This is a genomic window from Enterococcus hailinensis (assembly GCF_045862035.1).
In the GTDB taxonomy this organism is placed as follows: domain Bacteria; phylum Bacillota; class Bacilli; order Lactobacillales; family Enterococcaceae; genus Enterococcus_A; species Enterococcus_A hailinensis.
Map to the genome: position 1 here is coordinate 86,025 of NZ_BAAFRV010000006.1, position 20,514 is coordinate 106,538.

Below are 20,514 nucleotides of genomic sequence, written 5' to 3' on the forward strand. Positions count from 1 at the left end.
GTGGGACTATGGGACAAGTTACTTAGTCACGCCCTTTTTCTTTTAAAAATCAGTAGGGCTGATTGGATTTTTATCAGTGATTGGTTCATTGAATGAATTGTAAAGGCTTTTAGTTCACAGGTTGGAAAGAAGCTTTTATACTTTAAATGGTTAAGTTATGAGTGGAATTCATTTCTACTTATTTGATAGATAAAATAGAAAGAGGGAATTGAAATGTTTAAGCGTATTCACTTAGTTGTCATGGATTCAGTTGGTATTGGAGAAGCACCAGATGCTGAAAAATTTGGCGATGTAGGTTCAGATACTTTGGGTCATATTGCGGAAGAAGCCGGACTGACTATTCCACACTTAGAACAGCTTGGATTAGGAACGATTCGTCCACTAAAAGGCGTGAAGGATGTTGCTGATCATGACGGTTATGCAACTAAATTAGAAGAAATATCAGTAGGGAAAGATACAATGACTGGCCATTGGGAGATTGCTGGATTAAACATCAAAACACCGTTCCGTGTATTTCCAGAAGGATTTCCCCAAGAATTGCTAGATCAAATTTCAGAGTTCTCAGGTCGAGGCATTATCATGGGTGCGAATAAACCTTATTCTGGAACAGAGGTTATCAAAGATTTTGGTGAAGAACAAATGAAGACAGGTGATTTGATCATTTATACTTCCGCAGATCCTGTTTTACAGATTGCAGCCCATGAAGAAGTTATTCCACTAGAAGAATTATATAAAATTTGTCAGTATGTTCGTGATATTACGAAAGACGATCCATATATGATCGGACGAATCATCGCACGTCCGTATCTAGGTGAACCAGGAAACTTTACTCGTACAAGCAATCGCCATGACTATGCCTTGGATCCATTTGGTAAAACCGTTTTAGATTCATTGAAAGACAACGGCAAGGACGTCATTGCTGTTGGTAAAATCAATGATATTTTTAATGGTCAAGGAATGACGGATGCTGTTCGCACGAAGAGTAATATGGATGGTGTCGATAAATTATTAGCTGTTATGAAGGAAGATTTCACGGGGTTAAGTTTTACCAACTTGGTTGATTTTGATGCGCTATTTGGTCATCGTCGCGATGTCGTAGGGTATGCCCATGCGATTGAAGAATTTGATTTACGGATGCCAGAAATTTTAGATGCGATGCAAGAGGATGACTTATTGATGATCACAGCAGACCATGGAAATGATCCAACCTTTACCGGAACGGATCATACTCGTGAGTACGTGCCTTTGTTGGTCTATAGTAAAAAGATGAACGCACAAGGTAAATTACCACAAGGTTATTACTCAGATATCGCAGCTACGATTGCAGAAAACTTCGATGTACCTGCAACAGAGAATGGCGAAAGTTTCTTAAAATTACTAAAATAAATTCAGATAGATAAATCAGGAGGTTTTTATGACAGACTTACAAGGAAAAATTCAACAAACTGCGAGCTATATCCAAGATAAAGGAGTGGCGGATATTGCTTTCGGCTTGATCTTAGGATCTGGTTTAGGTGAACTAGCTGAAGAAATCGAAAATCCAATTGTTATTCCTTATAATGAAATCCCTCATTTCCCTGTATCAACGGTTGTTGGTCATGCTGGTCAATTAGTTTACGGTCAATTAGCTGGAAAAAATGTTTTAGCAATGCAAGGACGTTTCCACTATTATGAAGGGAATCCGATGGAGACCGTCACTTACCCAGTTCGTGTAATGGCCGAGTTAGGCATTCATTCAGTAGTAGTGACAAATGCTGCTGGCGGTGTGAATGAAGGGTTTCAGCCAGGTAATTTGATGTTGATCACAGATCACATCAACTTTATGGGAACAAATCCATTGATTGGACCAAATGATGATGAAATGGGTCCGCGTTTTCCAGATATGAGTGCGGCTTATACGAAAGAGTATCAAGAAAAAGCTCGTGAAGTTGCTAAAGAATTATCAATCGGTTTGCAAGAGGGTGTCTATCTTGGAATGACAGGCCCGACTTATGAAACGCCTGCAGAAATTAGAATGGCGCGCACAATCGGTGCTGATGCGGTTGGAATGTCGACAGTACCAGAAGTTATCGTTGCTGCTCATAGCGGAATGAAGGTATTAGGGATTTCTTGTATCACGAATTTGGCTGCAGGGATGCAAGCGAATTTGAATCATGCTGAAGTAGTTGAAACAACTGAACGAGTAAAAGAAGACTTTAAAACATTAGTGAAAGAAACATTAGCAGTTCTATAATCAGTTAACAAAAAATATACTATATTGGAGGAGTAAAATGAGCGTTCATATCGAAGCGAAACAAGGCGAGATTGCTGATAAAATTTTATTGCCAGGAGATCCACTACGGGCAAAATTCATTGCGGAGAATTTCTTAGAAGATGCCGTTTGTTATAATAATGTTCGAGGGATGCTAGGGTATACGGGAACATATAAAGGCGAACGTGTCTCTGTTCAAGGAACAGGAATGGGCATGCCATCAGCAGGAATTTATGCACAAGAATTGATTCAATCATATGGTGTGAAAAAACTGATTCGTGTGGGAACATGCGGTGCTTTATCTAAAGCGGTCCATGTTCGTGACTTGATTATTGCGCAAGGTGCGGTAACAAGTTCTTCAATGGTCGAAAAACATTTCCCAGGTTTTCACTTTGCTCCAATCGCTGATTTTGATTTGATGATGAAGGCCTACGATGTAGCTAAAGAAAAAGGCTTTACGACTCATGTGGGTAATGTATTATCAGAAGATACATTCTACAAAGATGATTTAGCAGCGACTTTCAACTTAGCTGAATATGGTGTTTTGGGCGTTGAAATGGAAGCCGCGATCTTGTATTATTTAGGAGCAAAATTCAATGTTCAAACATTAGGGATCATGACCGTTAGTGATCATCTGGTGACGGGAGAAGATACAACGTCAGAAGAGCGACAAAATACATTCAAAGACATGATGTACGTCGGTCTAGAAACATTGATTGGCTAGAAAAATCAGCTGGTCTCCAATTTTGGAGATCAGTTTTTTTGTTGAAACGAGAGCAATTTTCTGAACAAGAGCCTTCCAATAACCGTGTTTTAGTGAGGTCCGCTATAATAAATGTAATGAAGCGAGTATTAAGAGGAGGTCAAAGATGAAGAGCGTTGTACGAAAACGAATGGTCGGGAATATTCCTTTGCTTGAAGTAGTCGAAGAAGACAAAATCTATGAGCCATTACCATTGATCATTTATTATCATGGTTGGCAAACTGCGAAAGAGTTAGTATTAACCCAAGGACGTAAATTAGCGGCAAAACATTTTCGGGTTTTATTGCCCGATGCTGCAAATCATGGGGAACGTAAGACAAAGACTTCAGAAATTCCTTCACTGACTTTTTGGGATAGTATCCAAACAAACCTTTATGAATTTGGTTTTTTGGTCGATTATTTTGAGAACCTGGGTCTAGTAATGGGAAAAATTGGTGTGGGTGGTATTTCGATGGGCGGAATCACTACGTGCATGTTACTGACACAACATCCTGAGATCGATGTTGCTGCGTGTGTGATGGGATCACCGGCGCCAATCAAGTATCGTGAACGAATCTGTGGACATGCCAGAGAATTAGGTTTCTATTTACCTGAAGATTATCGGTATCTTACCTCATGGTTGGAGAAGTATGATTTATCGTTAACACCTGAAAAAGTAGCCGATCGGTCATTATTTTTTTGGCATGGCACAGAAGATGAGAAAGTTCCCTATGCTCATACCGCTGATTTTATCAAAGACAACCCGCAATTGCCGCTGACTTTTATCAGCGCGCCGGAACGTCATTTTGTTCAAATCGCAACGATGGATCGAATTGCTGAGTTTTTTGCAGATAACTTAGCAAAAGTTGAGGGAAAGTAGTTTCTTTCTAGAAAAATTTGACTTAATATATGAGGATAGTAGAAACAAGGAGGAATTTTTAATGGAAAATTTTGATTTTCATGTAACCACAGACATTCGTTTTGGGAAAGACCGATTGGCTGAGTTGCCAGAAGTTTTGAACCAATTTGGTAAAAAAGTGTTGATCGTATACGGTGGAGGCAGCATCAAAAAAATTGGTTTATACGATAAAGTGATGGAACAACTAAAAGCGAATGGCAACGAGGTTTTTGAACTTGCTGGAGTTGAGCCTAATCCACGTGTTGAAACTGTTCGTCGCGGCGCAGAAATCTGTCGTAAAGAAAATATCGATGTTTTATTAGCAGTCGGGGGAGGATCAACGATTGATTGCGCCAAAGTAGTGGCAGCAGCGGCTAAATTTGATGGCGATGCTTGGGATCTTGTTTTACAACGTCGCGGCTATCAAGGCGGCGCATTACCATTAGTAACGATTTTGACGTTAGCAGCAACAGGTAGTGAAATGAATAGCGGTGCCGTGATCTCAAATCTTGAGACCCATCAAAAATTAGGAACGGGCAGCAAAGCGATGTTACCAAAAGTTTCTTTCTTAGATCCTCAAAATACATTCAGTGTGAATAAATACCAAACAGCTGCAGGTTCTGCCGATATCATGAGTCACTTGATCGAAAATTATTTTAAACGGACTGAAGGAGCTGATATCCAAGATTCTGTTTCTGAAGGTTTGATGCGTTCGGTCATCAAAAATTGTCCGATTGCATTAAAAGATCCGACTGATTATGATGCACGGGCAAACTTGATGTGGGCAAGCACATTAGCTTTGAATGGGTTAACTGGAAACGGTAAGCCTGGTGCTTGGTCTTGCCATCCAATGGAACATGAATTAAGTGCTTTTTATGATATCACTCACGGTGTTGGCTTAGCAATTTTGACTCCTCGTTGGATGGAGTATAGCTTGAACGATGAGACTGTTGATAAATTTGCTCATTTTGCTTGGAACGTTTGGAATGTCGAAGAAAAAGTACCAATGTTAGCTGCGCGAATTGGGATTCAAAAATTATACGATTACTTCAAGGCTTGTGGGATTCCAATGACATTGCCAGAAGTGGGGATCGACGAAGAAAAATTTGAAGAGATGGCAAAACAAGCAGTTGCTCACAGTACAATCAAAACTGATGCCTTTGTTCCTTTAGATGAATCAGCGGTCAAAGAAATCTATACAGCTTGTTTAACAGAAAGCAATTTCGAATAATAAAAATGGTGACTCTAAATGAGTCACCATTTTTTATTCATGATTGGGCATAATAAAGTGCAAAATACGAGCTAATGTTTTTTGAAGTATCGTTGTTACTTTTGGTCGAGACAATAGATAGAGAATCAAAAAAGTCCCGGCGACTAATAAAATGAGGTGCAATAATGGATTTTTGACAGCCTCAGTAAGTTCGACTAATGGAGCGACAAGGTAAACATGGAGTAAATAGATCGTTAATGTTTTTTGTCCCCAAGAAGTAAAAAAATGTGGTCTGGGAGCTGCCAAACTGATAAAGACAAAAACAAAAGCAAAACCAACAAGATATAGTAAAATATTATCTAAAATATTTTGATATAATGGTAACTTAAATAGTAAGAATGACCGATCACGCCATAAAATTTCAGGTGGTAGATCGCTTTGGACCCAGACGTACGCTACGATCAAGCCCAGGATAATGGTCCCGATGCTGATAATTTTACGCCAACGCCAATGGTAGATTTTTTCCAGTAGTGAACGGTCGGTAAAATAGCCAGCTAAGAAGTAGGGCAAAAAGCCTAGTGTCCGTGCCATCGCCATATAAGTACCGAATTCAGTTAAAAAACCAGAAAAAATTCCAACGATAAAACTCAAAATTAAAATCCGTCGTACTTTGACTAGGTCAGGCAGTAATAATCGCCAGATGAACATACAATACAAATACCAGAGTGTCCATCCAGGACTTAAAATCATAAAGGCATCGATCTTACCGATCGCCAGCATAATCAACGATAAAATCAAATTCAATAATAAGTAGGGGACTAAAAAGGTCTCGACAGCAGTTGCTCGGCCTTTGGCTAAATTCTTGGAAAAGTAACCTGAAATGAAAATAAAAACAGGCATATGGAACAGATAGATGAATACATAAATAAATGCACCGACCTTGTTATCTAAACGAAAATATTCTAGGGCATGTCCTAAGACGACAAGTAGAATCAAAATCCCGCGAATATTGTCGTACAGGTATTCGCGCTTCGGTTGTGTGATTGTGGACACCTCCTTTAGATTCCGTTATGCTTAAGTAGTAGAGACGATGTTCTACTCGTCTATTGTAGCACGAAACGAAAAATTCCTTGGTTCTTTTTATCGGAATTATTTAAAGGAACTGTTTTTTAGAACATATCCCGCAGCCAATTAAAAGAAGGAGCAATGCGATGCGTTATTCAGCGAAACTAGTTAAAAATGTCTTTAAAGTCATCAATATGAAAAAGTTGGTAGGCGCAACTATGGTGGATCCTCCCAAACGTCGGCGATTGATCAGTCGTCAATTATCGCAAGCAGATATGCCGCATAAAATAGCTGAAATCGATGGACATCAATTGATTACGTTGTTCCCAGCCCATCCAACCAAAAGGCATATTTTTTATTTGCATGGTGGTGGCTACGCGCTAGAAGCTTCTCCATTCCATAAAGAGATTCAAGAAAGATTCGTAAAGCGTTATAATCTAAAAGTCAGTTATTTTGATTATCCATTGGCACCTGAAAATACGGCTGAAACAACGGTCCCGCTAACGGAACAGGCCTTTAAAAAATTGACTTATCTCTATCCGGATGACCATTTTTATTTGTTTGGTGATTCTGCCGGGGGCGGCTTGGCGATGAGCTTGGCGCAGCATCTGCGCAATATTGATCTGCCTAAACGGCCAAAACGAATTGCGCTGGCTTCGCCGTGGTTAGATGCTTCATTAAGTGATCCACGTTCACAGGAACTTCAAGAAAAAGATGTATTATTAGAAAAAGATCTCTTGGCTGAAGCTGGAGAAAATTACGCAGGAAAGCTATCTTTGACAGATCCAATGGTTTCACCGATCTATGGCAACTTTGATCAATTAGGAAAATTGTTTGTCGTCGCTGGGACCGACGAAATCTTATATCCTGATGTATTGCGGCTACAGGAGCGAATCAAACGAAGTAGCGGGACTACGATGCAGTTAGAAGTTGTCGCGGGTATGATGCATGATTTTGTCGTCTATCCATTGAAAGAATCCTTGCCGTATGTGGATCAAATTGGGGAATTTTACCAATAATAATGGATTGGCTAAATGCGTTGGTCACTGTTTTTAGAATAAAAGGGGGTAAAAGGTTGGAACCTAAAACACGTAGTCGTGCTCCATGGCAACAAAAGGTGATTCAACTATTACCTGTCGTTGGTTTAGCGGCATTTATCATATTACTTATCTATATCAGACGTTCAGGTCTGTTTAGCTCGATTGCGGATCTACAACAATTTATTCGTAATTTCGGTAGTTTTGCGGTAGTAGCATTCATTATCGTTCAAGTAATTCAACCTGTCGTTCCATTTTTGCCGGGCGGTTTTGCAACGATTGTTGGAATGCTGATGTTTGGAAACATTCCTGGTATTTTATATAGCTATATAGGACTTGTGATAGGCGAAGTTGGCTTATTTTTATTGGTCCGGCGCTATGGTCCGCGCTTTGCTCGCTTAGTTTTATCACAAAAGAATTTTGAAAAATTTGAAACGACTTTGCAAGATCATACGCAAGATATCAAACGACTACTGATCGTTTGTTTTATCTTTCCGTTTTTGCCGGATGACTTGACCTGTCTAGTAGCAGGAATGACCGATTTGCCGTTTAAAGATTATTTGCGGATCGTACTGATTTTTAAATTATGGTCCGTTGCTTCATATGGTTTTGTTTGTTTATTTGTCTTAAAGAAAACATTTGCAAGTATTTGATTGAATCGGTAAGCTGATAGTATTCTATCAGCTTTTTTTATTTCTAATTAGGAGGAATAGTATGATCCGTTATGGAATTTTAAGTACCGCTCAAGTTGTTCCCCGTTTTGTTGCCGGAGTCAAAGAAAGTCAGGAAGGGGTAGTAACTGCAATTGCTTCTAGAAAGCTGGAAAAAGCACAAGCGATGGCTATGGAGTTAGATATTCCCCAAGCATTTGGCAGTTATGAAGAGCTTTGTCAAAGTGACGCTGTTGATATCGTTTATATCGCTGTTTATAACCAAGGTCATTATGCCACAGCCAAACAAGCTTTAGTAAATGGTAAGCACGTGTTACTAGAAAAGCCGTTTACGATGACAGTGGCGCAAGCGAAAGAGCTTTATACTTTAGCAAAAGAACGTCGACTTTTTCTGATGGAAGCTCAAAAAGCGCTGTTTCTTCCGATCACAAACCAAGTCCGCCAAGTGATCGAACAAGGGGGAATCGGCCGAATTCGTTGGGTAGATTCAGTTACTTCCTATCCAGATATTGATCACATCAAATGGTTTCGTGATTTGGAGTCGGGCGGAGGTGTTTTGCGTGGAGCAGGAACCTATCCGCTCGAGTATTTGCAATATGTATTGGCTTCATCAGTAGAAGAAGCTCGGGGAACATTAATTTTTGTTCCTAATCAATCCGATGCCCAAGCACAGGTCACGTTAACTTTTCCTGATAAGGTGCTCGCTACGATATTCATGACCGTTGATTTGAATTTAGAAAACAAATTAGTGATCTACGGTGAACAGGGTAAGATCGTTGTACCAAATTTTTGGAAAACAGATAGAGCTGAAATTTACTATATAGATGGCAGAAAAGAGCTGTTAGAGAGTAAACAAACGAGTGAATTCGTTTTTGAAATCGAACACGTCAATGACTGTTTAAAGAAAGAGCTGCTCGAAAGTCCAATCGTTACAAAAGCACTGACGATCAAAACTGTTGAACTGATTGAAAAGATTTATCAAAACAATCAGAAATGATTGGTAAAAGCAGGATAGATGTGCTATAGTTTGTCTCATGCGACGAGTCGAGTGGATCAGTTTTTTTAGATCCTTCGATACCAGAGGCACATGACGTAAGTCACCTGTCGGATTTCAGGCGTGTCGGGAAGAAGCTTAGTGGACGAAGAACCTTCCTATCATTTTGGTACTGGTGAAAAAAACCTCTTAGAATTTATTCTAAGAGGTTTTTTGTATTTAAAAAGTAAAAAAAAACTGACGTAAATTCTTTACGTCAGTTTGAATATTTAAATGAAGACTGTTTTGTATAATGCAATTGCAAGAATTGAAGCGATGATCGGTGCTAAAACTGGTACCCAAGAATAGCTCCATTGTGAATCGCCTTTATTTTTTAATGGTAATAATGCATGCATGATACGAGGACCTAAATCACGAGCAGGATTCAAACCAGGTCCAGTTGGTCCGCCAAATGATGCAACCAATGTCCATACTAAGAAACCTAATGCTAAGTGAGCAGTTCCTAAATTGTTTTGGAAGAATGGCGCTTTAGTGATCCCTAGGGCACCAAAGAATAAAATAAATGATCCAAAGAATTCATTTACAAAACCATTGAATTTAGAACCAACACTATTGATTGTTGAGAATGTTCCTAAGACATGTAATTTGTTTTCAGTTTGGTCATAATAAGGTTTGTAGCAAGCTACAACAACTAATTGACCAACCATTGCGCCAAGAATTTGAACGATGATATAAGGAAGAACCTCAGACCAAGGGAATAAGCCACTTACTGCTAAACCAATTGTAAACGCTGGGTTAATGTGGTTTCCGCTGATACCACCAAAAATCATTGCAGGAATCATAACCCCACACCCATAACCTACAGCAATCAACATCCAGTCACTACCGTAACCTTTTGTACCTCTCAAATCAACATTGGCAACCGCACCGTTTCCTAACATTACTAACAAAGCAGTTCCCAAGAACTCAGCTACCAACCGAGTTGTCAGTGAATAATCCATAAAAACCTCCTAAAATATTTGATACTGAAAATAAAAATGAAAATTTCATTTTATATCTTAATACCATTTTTGTAAATTAGCAAATGTTAACATCAAAAAAGCGGATAATTTCTCTAGATTATGCTAATAACAAATGTTAATCACATAATTTAAGAAAAAATTTACTTTAAAATTTATTTTCTTGATAAAAAAACTCGCTTTAAAAGCGAGTTGCGAATCAATCAGTTAATCAAAACTAGATGTCTGAAATTGGGATTGTTCTCGATCAATTTATGAGCACCGTAAAAGTTCTTAGCGGAGAACCCATTTAATTGCGCTGTCAAAATCGATTTCAATTGTTTTTTCTCCCATAGATAAATCAAAAGTTCCATAATTTTACGGGAATAATTAATTCCTTCTTCTGACGCAAACGATTCTTCAAGAAAATCTTCACAGTAAAAATTCTGATAGTCAGAGACATTGGCCTTTTTCTTCTTATTAATAAAATGCAGCAATAAAATGGTCGCTGTTTCTTCAAAATCAGCCAAATGCTCAAAACTTTTTTCTTTTTCGGTGTCTAAGTTGATCACGTAATCAACAGAAGAAAAGCCTGCATTTTTAATATCTCTTGCTAAATGGTTTGATTGTGATAGAACTAGATCAGCGCCCATGTTTTTGATCCAGATCTCTGAATTATTTTTATTGATCGTAGCAACGACATTTAAACCAGCCCATTTTGCTAATTGAATAATGCTTGCACCGAGGCCGTCAGAAGTATTCAAAATCAACAAGGTACCGGAGTTCTTTTTCGGTTTAGGAGCTAGTCCTAATTGTTTGAAAACGACTTCAAAAGCTAAGAAAAAACTATACGAAAAAGCGGCTGCTTCATCCGTAGGAAAATCAGTTGGCAGCTTAACTACGGAACGTCTATCGACGATTTGGAAGTTGCTATAACTCCCATATTTGCCAACTTTATTAACAAACAAAACACGGTCGCCAACATTCAAGCGAGAATCACTGCTGCCCATACGAGTAATGATTCCAACACCGCCGAAACCTAAAACATAAGGTTTCTTTGGACCTTTGATCGTTTGTCGGATCTGTGTATCTAACGTGCTGATAGAGATAGCTGAAATTTTTATCATTAAATCATGTTCACGTAATTTAGGTAACATGACTTTATATTGTTCGAATTTTTGATCTTCTTTCAAACGAAATTTTTTTTCAAATCCGATAGCGTCTGAAATCATTTGTTTCACCCTCCTCAGAAAATAAATTTCTGAATCGCTATTAAATCCACATAGCTACTTATAATATACTTGATTTAACAATCAGAGGGAAATAATTTCTTTAAAAATACTCAACAATCTGATAAAACTTTATTTTTATAGCTATTTAGTAAGTAGACGACTTTTATTTATCTCGCTCTGCAAAGAAGCCACTTAACTTGTAGCGAATCACTAAGACAGATAAACTAAATAGGGAAATCGATTAGCAGGAGGAAATCAATGTTTACTGAAAAAAGTTTTGAAGTCTTTGAAATTGAAGGATTAGAACCTAGAATGGCGGCTATTCGGCAAGAAATCCAGCCTATTTTTCAACAATTAGATGAAGCTTTTCAACAAGTCTTAGAACCCTTAGTGGATGAAAAATTATTTATCCACATTGCGCAACATCGCCGACGCTCAGTTTATCCACCGGAAAATACGTGGTCAGCGCTAAGTCGCCAAAAAAGAGGGTATAAGATGGAACCTCATTTTCAATTAGGTATTTGGCCAGAGTATGTTTTTATGTGGTTATCTTGCATCGATCAGCCAAAAGATGAGAGGCTCATTGCACAACAATGTTTGGATAATCCCGCATATTTTGCTCAACTATCGAAAGATTTTGTTTTGTCAGGGGATCATACAAAACTACAAACGGAAGAGTTGTCCCCAGAAAACTTAGAAAAAATGTTGATAAGGTTTCGGGATGTGAAAAAAGGAGAATTTCAAATAGGGAGAGTCATCAAAAAAGAGGAACCATTGTGGAAAAATCCAGAAGCTGCAAAACAGTATATGATCGATACTTATCAACAATTGGCGCCACTATATAAGTTGATCACCGTTTAGAACTTAACTAATAAAGAATTAAATGGAATGATAATTTGAAATATTCTGATAAAAACAAGAGTAATATACTAAATACTCTTGTTTTTTTTGAATATTCTGGTTTAATTTTTATTAATAATATTTATTCATTTGAAGGGCTTTGAAGCATTTAAAGGAAAATATCTATTTATGTACTAAAGTTATTTAAACTTAAATGAATACGCAGTTATTGAAAGCGCTTTATAAAAATGTCCACATTAGTGGACACAAGAAAAAATATTTTCGACTTAAAAGAATGTATATTAATGACAAGGAGGTTGACCAAATGCAGCTAAGCAAACGAGAAAAGCAATTGATCGAATTATTTATCAAACATGGAATGACTCTCACTGCACAAGAACTAGCTGAATTTGCCAATGTTTCTACGAAAACAGTTTATCGTACAGTCAAAAAAATCAATGAAGCCTCTGATATGGGTGACATTATTTTAGCTGAAGCAGGAAAAGGTTTTCGTTTAGATTATGATAAATATCTAGAGGCAAGTGTCACAAGAAAAGGCGAAGAAATCATTCAGGGACCATTAGAAAGAAGAAATCGAATTCTTTTGATTCTGTTATTTAAATCTCCTAAGAAAATATTGATCCAAGAATTATTTGCAGAATATTATCTTAGTTCAACAGTAATCAAAAATGATTTGATCCGGATGAGTGAGTTTCTAGCCGACTACCAGCTGACCTTGGTTCGAAAAGAACAACGTATTGCAATTGAAGGATCAGAAAAGCATATTCGTAAAGCTGTGAATTATCTGATCGATGCAAACCGAGTTTGGGAAGAAGATTTTTCGACACAACATGAAAAAATTAGTTCTTATGATATCAATTTTATTACGTCGCTTTTAGAATTTATTGAACGAAAATTGCAAAATGGGATCGCTTATCCTTACAACAGCAATATTTTTTCTCATATCTACATCTTAGTCAAACGAGTCAGAGAGGGAGAGATTCATCCAGATACTCGTGCGGAGTTACTAGATCCTGATGAAGAAGAATTGATCGTTGAATATGATCAGCTTTATCAGATTTCACGGATGGTAATGACTAAGTTGAATCACTATTTAAATATTATTTTACCTGAGAGCGAAACATTCTTTCTATTTCAATATTTGATTTCTTCGCGCATGGAAAACGAGCAAATCAAATTGAATCGAAAATCAGAAATTGCGCTTGAAATCACTGATTTTTTTGCTAAAGAGATGAGCTGCTTGATGGGAATGAAAGTCGATAAAAAGGTTAATCGACAAGATTTATATAATCATATCGAACCACTTTTGTACCGTTTGAAAAATGAGATCATCGTCAAAAACGATTTATTGAGTGATATCAAATTGGAATATCCAGATATTTTCCAACAAGTAAAACAAGTCGGTCAGATAGTTACTAAAAAGTATGGCTTGAACACGATATCAGAAGATGAACTAGGATTTTTAACACTATACTTCGTTAAATACCGCGAAATGATCCACAATCAAAAACGGGTGTTGATCATGTGCAGCAGCGGTGTCGGTACTTCAGAACTACTAAAAGTAAAAGTACGTAAGGCATTTCCAGAATTAGAGATCGTTGATGTATTATCCGCGAGAAAATTCTCTAAGGCGCCTGAAAAATATAAAAATATCGATTTGATCTTAACGACAGTCAATTTAACGATCAAAATGATGACCCCTACAATTTTAGTGAATTCAGTGTTTACAAAACAAGATGAAAAACGAGTAAAGCAAATGTTAGGAGAGATGTAAAATGACACCTGAAAGAATGATGGACGACTTTAGTATCGCTGATGTGATCACTGAAGATTTGATCCAATTAGAAATGGAAGCGGAAACAAAAGAAGCGGCTATTTATGAATTGACACAGCTTTTAAAAGTTCATGGAGATATCAGTGATGAACAAGATTTTGCTGCCGATGTATTTTTACGCGAATCAGAAGGTTTGACTGGAATCGGGAATAGTATTGCCATTCCACATGGGAAATCTGATAGCGTAATCAAAACATCGTTAGTCGTAGGGAAAACAAAAAAACCGATTGAATGGGAATCTTTAGATGACCAACCAGTCCGAGTGATCATTCTTTTCGCCGTTCGAAATACGGATGCGAATACAATGCATATCAAATTATTGCAAAAAGTTGCAATGTTGTTAGCGGATGATGATTTTATCGAAAACATGGTTCATGCTCAAACGAAAGCAGAAGTAATTGAATTATTATCAAAAGACCCAATGGAAGATGAAGAATAGAAAACGATAGAAAATGGAGGAAAATAAAATGAAAATTGTCGGAGTAGCTGCATGTACCTCAGGGATCGCCCATACGTATATTGCAAAACAAAAATTGGAGAAGGCAGCTAAAGCACTTGGTCATACCGTTCATATTGAAACACAAGGAACGATTGGAACAGAAGATGAATTAACAATGGCAGAAATCAAAGCAGCTGACGTCGTGATTATCGCAGCGGATATCAAAATTGGAGGAAGAGATCGCTTTATTGGAAAAAAGGTTGTAGAAATTCCGACTAGTATGGTAATCAAAGCGCCAAAAGGTTTGATCAATAAAATCGAAGAAGAAGTAGCAAAGGTTTAGTTGGTAAAAATTTGAATACAAATCAAAGGAGATGAATGTAATGTTTAAGAAGCTACAATTGAAAAAACATGCCTTGACGGCAATCTCGTACATGTTACCAGTTGTTGTTACGGCAGGCTTGCTGATTGCGATTGGAAATTTAACAGGTGGCGCAGTGATTGAAGATTATAAAGCTGCATACTCAATTCCAGATGCATTAGTGTCGCTCGGTGTTTTAGGCATGGGACTATTGGCACCAGTGATTTCAGCAGCGATTGCCTATTCAATTGCAGACCGCCCTGGTATTGGACCCGGCTTATTCATGGGACTGATTGCAAATGCGATCGGTGCTGGATTCCTTGGAGGAATGTTAGGTGGTTACTTAGTTGGTTTCTTCGTACTTTTCCTAGTCAAAAATTTAAAAGTTCCAACATGGGCTCAAGGTTTGATGCCGATGATGATCGTACCGCTTTTATCTACTTTAATTATTGGATTATTGATGTTCTTTGTTATCGGGGTACCAATTGTTTGGGCAACAGAAGCGTTAACTAGTTTCTTAGAAGGATTACAAGGTTCCGGGAACTTCTTATTTGGAGCAATCGTTGGCGGGATGGCTGCCTTTGACTTTGGCGGACCCATCAATAAAGTTGCGTCACTATTTGCTGACGGCTTGTTATTAGAAGGCGTTCAAGGCCCAGAAGCTGTAAAAGTTTTGGCTTCAATGGTTCCACCATTCGGTGTAACAATTTCATGGGCTTTATCAAAATTGTTCCGTAAACCTAAATATTCGAAAGAAGAAGAAGACAATATCAAAATCGCTTTTCCAATGGGACTTTGTATGATCACAGAAGGCGTGATTCCCATTGCAGCAGTTGACCCTATTCGCTTGATTGTTTCATGTACGACAGGTGCAGCAATCGGTGGCGGCTTGAGTATGTTATGGGGAGTAGGTTCACCGGTTCCTTCAGGAGGAGTCTTCATTATTCCAGCGATGACTGATCCGTTAAGATTTACACTTGCTTTAGTAATTGGTTCAGTAATCACAGGTGTCTTATTATTTGCACTGAAAAAAGCACCTGTAGAAAATGATATTCCTGATGAAGAAGAAGAGGAAGAAGTAGATTTTTCATCGATCAAATTATCTTAAATTGATTTAAGCGGCTATCTTTTCTAGCACTAAGAAGATAGCCGATTTAAAAATAAAACTGACTTTTCTTTAAGTAAAGAAATTCCTGATTCTAAAGAAGGAGACCTTTAAATGTATGTTTCAATGAAGGAAATGTTGCAAAAAGCCAATCGTGAGAAGTACGCAGTCATGGCGATCAATTGTTTTAATCTTGAGACTGCCAAAGCAGTGATTGAAGCAGCAGAGGAGATGCGTTCGCCAATCATCATTGATTTATTGCAAGACCATTTGCAAGAACACTTGGATATTCGCTATGTGACCAAGCCAATCATTCGAATGGCCAATGATGCGAAAGTAGAAGTAGCGATCAATTTAGACCATGGCCAGGATGTAGCGTTTGTTAAACAGTGTTTACACGAAGGTTTTTCAAGTGTCATGATGGATGCTTCGATGTATCCGTTAGAAGAAAACATTCGAATCACTAAAAACATGGTTGAGCTGGCTCAGATTTATAATGCAAGCGTAGAAGCAGAAGTTGGGGATATGGGGGCTGTCGCTGGTGATCATTTCACGAATGATGAAATGTATACTGATCCAGATGATGCCATTCGTTTTATCCAAGAAACAGGCGTTGATTGTCTGGCCTTATCTTATGGCTCTAGTCATGGGAATTATCCAGAAGGGTATGTACCAGATTTTCGCTTTGATATCGTTGAAAAAATCAAGGCGGCAACTGATTTGCCTTTAGTGTTACATGGCGGATCTGGAGCAGGAGAAAAAAATATTATCCGTTCGATTGAATTAGGTATCAATAAAATCAATGTTGGTTCAGATTTTATGAAAGCCCAAAAAGCTGAAATTCAAAAATTATTAACTGATGATCCAAATGTAGATTATCCAACATTGATCCATCAAACAATAGCAGCAGGAAAAGAAGTTGTAAAACAGTATATAGAACTTTCAGGTTCTAAAAATAAATCTTAGAGGAGATAACGCCAAATGTTAATTAATATGAAGCAAATGTTAGAAATCGCAAAGGAAAATAAATTCGCTGTAGGAGCGTTTAACGTAGCAGATAGTAATTTTTTACGAGTAGTCATCGAAGCAGCCGAAGAAAATGACGCACCAGCGATCATTGCAGTTCATCCAACGGAATTGGATTTTACCAAAGATGAGTTCTTCCAGTATGCTGTCTCACGCGCAAAGAATAGTTCAGTTCCATTCGTCATCCATATGGATCATGGTGATAGTTTAGCTAGTATCATGCGTGCCATTCATTGCGGCTTTAGTTCTGTCATGATTGACGGGTCATTATTACCGTTCGAAGAAAACATCGCCATTACTAAAGAAATCGTCGATGTTTGTCACAAAATTGGAGTTTCTGTCGAGGGTGAATTAGGAACAATTGGAAATACCGGTACTTCAGTCGAGGGCGGTGTATCTGAAGTAATCTATACACGACCAGAAGATGCTGAAGAATTTATTGAAAAAACAGGAATCGACACATTAGCTGTTGCGATCGGTACAGCACATGGTATCTATCCTAAAGATGTTAAACCAGAATTAAAAATGGATGTTTTAGAAGAAATCAAGAGTAAAGTAGATATTCCATTAGTTTTACACGGCGGGTCAGCTAATCCAGATGAAGAAATTGCTAAAGCAGTTCAAATCGGTATCCAAAAAGTAAATATCTCGTCAGATTACAAATACGCATTTTACAAAAAATGTCGTGAAATTCTTTCAACTACTGAGTTATGGGATCCAAATGCCATCTATCCTGAATGTATCGATGCAGCTAAAGCAGTCGTGAAACAAAAAATGGAGTTATTCAACTCAATCGGCCAAGCGGAAATCTTCCGTAAAGAAAATATCCAACCTTGGAGATCTGAACAAAATTAAGCGACAGGACCAAGGGGAATTTCCCCTCGGTCTTTTTTTAAAACAAAAAAGGAATAGCCGAAATTAGGAGGAAAATTATGTTATATGGTGGTATCGAGGCAGGTGGTACAAAATTTATTTGCGCAGTGGCTGATGATCAGCAAACTATTTTAGAAAAAGTCAGCATTCCAACGACTACGCCACAAGCAACATTTGAAGAAGTATTTGCTTTTTTTGATCGCTATCCGATCGATGCATTAGGAATAGGTTCATTTGGACCAATCGGCATTCAGCCAAATCATAAAAACTATGGGCATATTCTATCGACCCCGAAAGAAGGCTGGGCCAATACAGATTTTTTAGGGAAAATGAAGCAACGTTATCACGTTCCGACAGCTTGGACAACTGATGTGAATGCGGCAGCTTATGGTGAAATAAAAAAGGGTGCAGCCAAGCAAAAAAGTAGCTGTATTTATCTAACGGTTGGAACGGGTATCGGCGGGGGCGTCGTTGTAAATGATGAGGTCTTTGAAGGAATCAGTCATCCAGAAATGGGCCATCTTTTTGTAAAACGTGACCCTAAAGATACGTATCAAGGAACCTGTCCTTATCATAAAGATTGTTTGGAAGGCTTAGCTGCAGGCCCCTCTTTAGAAGCACGGACAGGTATTCGTGGCGAAGACTTACCGTTGGACCACCCAATTTGGGATCTGCAAGCCAATTATTTAGCTCAAGCACTGATGTCTTATACATTGATCTTAGCACCAGAAGTCATCGTTTTAGGTGGTGGTGTTATGAATCAAGATCACCTACTAAAAAAAATCCAACAACAATTTACTGAGTTGATGGCAGGTTATATGGAAACACCCAAGGTTGAAGAGTATATCGTACGGTGGGGATTACCAAATGCAAGCGGCTTGATTGGAACGCTATTATTAGCACAAAAAGAATTAGAAAAATAAAAAAGTCTTTCGTAATGAAAGACTTTTTTTATTTATTCAGCTAAATACATTTGGATCGCGTCGACAGCTTGTTTATATCCGCCAGCGGATTCAAAAGAAGTTTTGATTTTTTTTAAGTTTATCAAATAGTTAGGATCAATTTGAACTTCTTCAACTGCCGCCTGTAATTCAGCACTTCCGACTGTTTGATAGTCTAAACAAATCCCTGCATTCAATTCTGTCAGCCGTTTTGCAAGTGCGGGTTGGTCAGAACCCATTGGCAAAGAAACAAAAGGAACTTCATTTAAAATCAGGTCATTCATGCTGTTCAGCCCATTATGAGTGATTGCGACATCTGCATATTTCAGGACTTCGTTTTGCGGTACATAATCGCGAATAATAAAGTTTTCGGGAACAGTTAGTTCATCTAAACCGACTTTATGAGCAGCCATAACAACTAAATATTCGGAATGACCGAAAGCGTTAAAAACTTTTTGATAAATTTCTTTGGCGAAATCACCAAAAATCGTTCCAAATGAAATGTATAAAACATTACTAGCCGATTTGATCTGCTCAATTGGAAAATCAGTTAAGTCTTCTAATCGATCGTAGACATCTGCTCCTACCAATACATATTTGTCATCAAAGAAATCGCGTTCTTCAGCAGGTATGAAATGGTCTGAAGTAAAGACGATATTTAAGTCTTCTTCATTCATGATCAAATCAAAAAAATGTTCAGGCATCGTTAGATTAAATTGCTGTTCAATTTTTTTGGCTTCTTGCAAATAGGCTTCATCTAAAGTGTTGAATTTACCTGCGATCTTCGTTTGATTGGGCTGCATGAATTTCTTCATCCCCATAAATACCGCCAGCATAGAAATTGCAGGTAACATCAAATAGTCGGCGATTTGTTTACTAAAGGACATAGCGATGGAGTGGATAATGCAATCAAATGAGTCGTTTTCGATTTGATCCAAAATGTCTTGGATGATATCTGCTCCATGATCGATCAAAACGTTGAATCCATTTTTAAAAATATTCAGATCATAGTGGTATGGACGATATTCTGCACCAGTAGCTTCAATTTTTTCGCGAAATTCCTCACTCGAAAAATAAACGACTTCAATACCGCGATCGGTTAATTCATTGATTAATCCTAGAGAAGGATTTACGTGTCCATGAGTTGTTACATTTAGAAATAAAACTTTCGTCATTTGTCTCGCTTCTTTCATCTTCATCATTGTAAGGTAACCTTATTAATTGATATGGTAAGGTACCCTGATTAAAAAGTCAAACAAAAATAAGAGTATGGTCACGATCGGCCATACTCTGGGTCAAAACTATCGATAAATATATTTTGTGAAAGTCAGTCTTTTGCCTAATAGAACGCCTAAATAGCCTGACGCAACTGCTTTGATGATCCCCGGTAAAATAAATGGAATCATTCCAGCAGAAAAAGCTGCTTGCCAAGGAAGACCACCACTGACTTTTAGCCATAAAGAACCAAAGATCAAGGTGATAAAAGCGCCGATAAGATTAGCAGTGATCGACCAAAAATAATTAAACGCAGACTTTTCTAATAACCAACCGGTAAAATACGCTTGAAAAATAAAACCAATCAAAAAACCGCCTGTCGGGCCAAAAAAGTTAGCAAACCCGCCAGCACCACCAGCTAATACAGGAAGTCCGATCATTCCCATCAATAGATAGATCAAAACAGCCATAGTTCCTGTTTTTTTACCTAAGATGGTAACCGCAAAACCAACAGCAAAAGTTTGCAAGGTCAAGGGGATAGCTCCTAAAGGAATGGTAAATTGTGACAAAATACTGATGACGGCAGCAAAAACTCCAGCTAAGACAATTTCTCGACTTGATAATTTCAATAGACTCACTCTTTCGTTAACTATTTTTTATTTTAGGTTAACGGAATTATAAAACAAAGAGTATTAGAAGTAAAGCACTTTGACAGCTGCATGATTAATTAGTCATTTTTTGTCTTAAACTCTTTATTGTAA

At 37.9% G+C, this 20,514-nt stretch carries 21 protein-coding genes; 16 read left to right on the plus strand and 5 right to left on the minus strand.

All coding sequences use genetic code 11. From position 1 onward, the window contains the following. Positions 1-213 precede the first annotated feature (213 nt). The 5 genes from deoB (at position 214) to ACKTSC_RS06535 (ending at position 5,122) form a co-directional block, all read left to right on the plus strand. Entirely contained in the window at positions 214-1,386 is a 1,173-nt protein-coding gene (gene deoB / locus ACKTSC_RS06515) for a phosphopentomutase (RefSeq protein WP_332580226.1), read from the plus strand. 28 nt (positions 1,387-1,414) lie between these two features. After that, entirely contained in the window at positions 1,415-2,233 is an 819-nt protein-coding gene (locus ACKTSC_RS06520; protein WP_332580225.1) for a purine-nucleoside phosphorylase, read from the plus strand. Positions 2,234-2,270: 37 nt separating this feature from the next. Then, positions 2,271-2,975: a purine-nucleoside phosphorylase gene (gene deoD, locus ACKTSC_RS06525; RefSeq protein WP_332580224.1), complete on the plus strand. Its 705-nt coding sequence runs from the start codon at positions 2,271-2,273 to the stop codon at positions 2,973-2,975. Between the two features lie 145 nt (positions 2,976-3,120). Then, positions 3,121-3,873 (plus strand): alpha/beta fold hydrolase, encoded by a 753-nt coding sequence (locus ACKTSC_RS06530; protein ID WP_407857165.1) that lies wholly within the window; start codon positions 3,121-3,123, stop codon positions 3,871-3,873. Between the two features lie 61 nt (positions 3,874-3,934). Further along, entirely contained in the window at positions 3,935-5,122 is a 1,188-nt protein-coding gene (locus ACKTSC_RS06535; protein WP_407855853.1) for an iron-containing alcohol dehydrogenase, read from the plus strand. A 33-nt stretch (positions 5,123-5,155) separates the two neighbouring features. Here ACKTSC_RS06535 and ACKTSC_RS06540 read toward each other — a convergent pair whose 3' ends face one another. After that, positions 5,156-6,154, minus strand: a complete 999-nt coding sequence (locus ACKTSC_RS06540; protein ID WP_407857166.1) for an acyltransferase family protein — start codon at positions 6,152-6,154, stop codon at positions 5,156-5,158. A gap of 158 nt (positions 6,155-6,312) precedes the next feature. Here ACKTSC_RS06540 and ACKTSC_RS06545 point away from each other — a divergent pair, with 158 nt between their 5' ends. The 3 genes from ACKTSC_RS06545 to ACKTSC_RS06555 all read left to right on the plus strand — a co-directional run bounded on the left by ACKTSC_RS06545 (position 6,313) and on the right by ACKTSC_RS06555 (position 8,871). Beyond that, positions 6,313-7,185, plus strand: a complete 873-nt coding sequence (locus ACKTSC_RS06545) for an alpha/beta hydrolase fold domain-containing protein (protein WP_407857167.1) — start codon at positions 6,313-6,315, stop codon at positions 7,183-7,185. Between the two features lie 56 nt (positions 7,186-7,241). After that, a complete protein-coding gene (locus tag ACKTSC_RS06550; protein ID WP_407857168.1) occupies positions 7,242-7,856 on the plus strand; it encodes a TVP38/TMEM64 family protein in 615 nt (204 codons plus the stop codon). Between the two features lie 61 nt (positions 7,857-7,917). Then, on the plus strand, positions 7,918-8,871 hold the full coding sequence (locus ACKTSC_RS06555) for a Gfo/Idh/MocA family protein (RefSeq protein ID WP_407857169.1): 954 nt from the start codon (positions 7,918-7,920) through the stop codon (positions 8,869-8,871). Positions 8,872-9,137: 266 nt separating this feature from the next. Here the strand turns inward: ACKTSC_RS06555 and ACKTSC_RS06560 are convergent, their stop codons facing one another. Then, complete coding sequence (locus ACKTSC_RS06560; RefSeq protein WP_332580218.1) at positions 9,138-9,869, minus strand: MIP/aquaporin family protein; 732 nt, start codon at positions 9,867-9,869, stop codon at positions 9,138-9,140. A 221-nt stretch (positions 9,870-10,090) separates the two neighbouring features. Next, positions 10,091-11,098: an alcohol dehydrogenase catalytic domain-containing protein gene (locus ACKTSC_RS06565; RefSeq protein WP_407855857.1), complete on the minus strand. Its 1,008-nt coding sequence runs from the start codon at positions 11,096-11,098 to the stop codon at positions 10,091-10,093. 258 nt (positions 11,099-11,356) lie between these two features. Between ACKTSC_RS06565 and ACKTSC_RS06570 the strand changes: the two genes are divergently transcribed. From ACKTSC_RS06570 to ACKTSC_RS06605, 8 genes are all read left to right on the plus strand, one after another. Then, positions 11,357-11,959 carry a DUF1054 domain-containing protein gene (locus ACKTSC_RS06570; protein WP_332580216.1) on the plus strand — a complete coding sequence of 201 codons (603 nt, stop codon included), beginning with the start codon at positions 11,357-11,359 and terminating at the stop codon, positions 11,957-11,959. A gap of 304 nt (positions 11,960-12,263) precedes the next feature. Further along, the gene (locus tag ACKTSC_RS06575; protein ID WP_332580215.1) at positions 12,264-13,733 is read left to right on the plus strand and encodes a BglG family transcription antiterminator; all 1,470 of its coding nucleotides are present in this window, start codon (positions 12,264-12,266) and stop codon (positions 13,731-13,733) included. Position 13,734: 1 nt separating this feature from the next. Next, positions 13,735-14,232, plus strand: coding sequence for a PTS sugar transporter subunit IIA (locus tag ACKTSC_RS06580; protein ID WP_332580214.1), 498 nt, complete (start codon positions 13,735-13,737; stop codon positions 14,230-14,232). Between the two features lie 28 nt (positions 14,233-14,260). Then, positions 14,261-14,575, plus strand: coding sequence for a PTS fructose transporter subunit IIB (locus ACKTSC_RS06585; protein ID WP_071858019.1), 315 nt, complete (start codon positions 14,261-14,263; stop codon positions 14,573-14,575). A gap of 40 nt (positions 14,576-14,615) precedes the next feature. Beyond that, positions 14,616-15,701 carry a PTS fructose transporter subunit IIC gene (locus tag ACKTSC_RS06590; protein ID WP_407855860.1) on the plus strand — a complete coding sequence of 362 codons (1,086 nt, stop codon included), beginning with the start codon at positions 14,616-14,618 and terminating at the stop codon, positions 15,699-15,701. A gap of 111 nt (positions 15,702-15,812) precedes the next feature. Continuing rightward, the gene (locus ACKTSC_RS06595) at positions 15,813-16,664 is read left to right on the plus strand and encodes a class II fructose-bisphosphate aldolase (protein ID WP_332580212.1); all 852 of its coding nucleotides are present in this window, start codon (positions 15,813-15,815) and stop codon (positions 16,662-16,664) included. A gap of 15 nt (positions 16,665-16,679) precedes the next feature. Continuing rightward, complete coding sequence (locus tag ACKTSC_RS06600) at positions 16,680-17,579, plus strand: ketose-bisphosphate aldolase (RefSeq protein ID WP_407855862.1); 900 nt, start codon at positions 16,680-16,682, stop codon at positions 17,577-17,579. Between the two features lie 77 nt (positions 17,580-17,656). Continuing rightward, positions 17,657-18,520 carry an ROK family protein gene (locus ACKTSC_RS06605; protein WP_332580210.1) on the plus strand — a complete coding sequence of 288 codons (864 nt, stop codon included), beginning with the start codon at positions 17,657-17,659 and terminating at the stop codon, positions 18,518-18,520. A 32-nt stretch (positions 18,521-18,552) separates the two neighbouring features. Here the strand turns inward: ACKTSC_RS06605 and ACKTSC_RS06610 are convergent, their stop codons facing one another. Then, positions 18,553-19,713: a macrolide family glycosyltransferase gene (locus ACKTSC_RS06610; protein ID WP_407857170.1), complete on the minus strand. Its 1,161-nt coding sequence runs from the start codon at positions 19,711-19,713 to the stop codon at positions 18,553-18,555. 126 nt (positions 19,714-19,839) lie between these two features. Then, positions 19,840-20,382: a biotin transporter BioY gene (locus tag ACKTSC_RS06615; protein ID WP_407855865.1), complete on the minus strand. Its 543-nt coding sequence runs from the start codon at positions 20,380-20,382 to the stop codon at positions 19,840-19,842. Between the last annotated feature and the right edge of the window lie 132 nt (positions 20,383-20,514).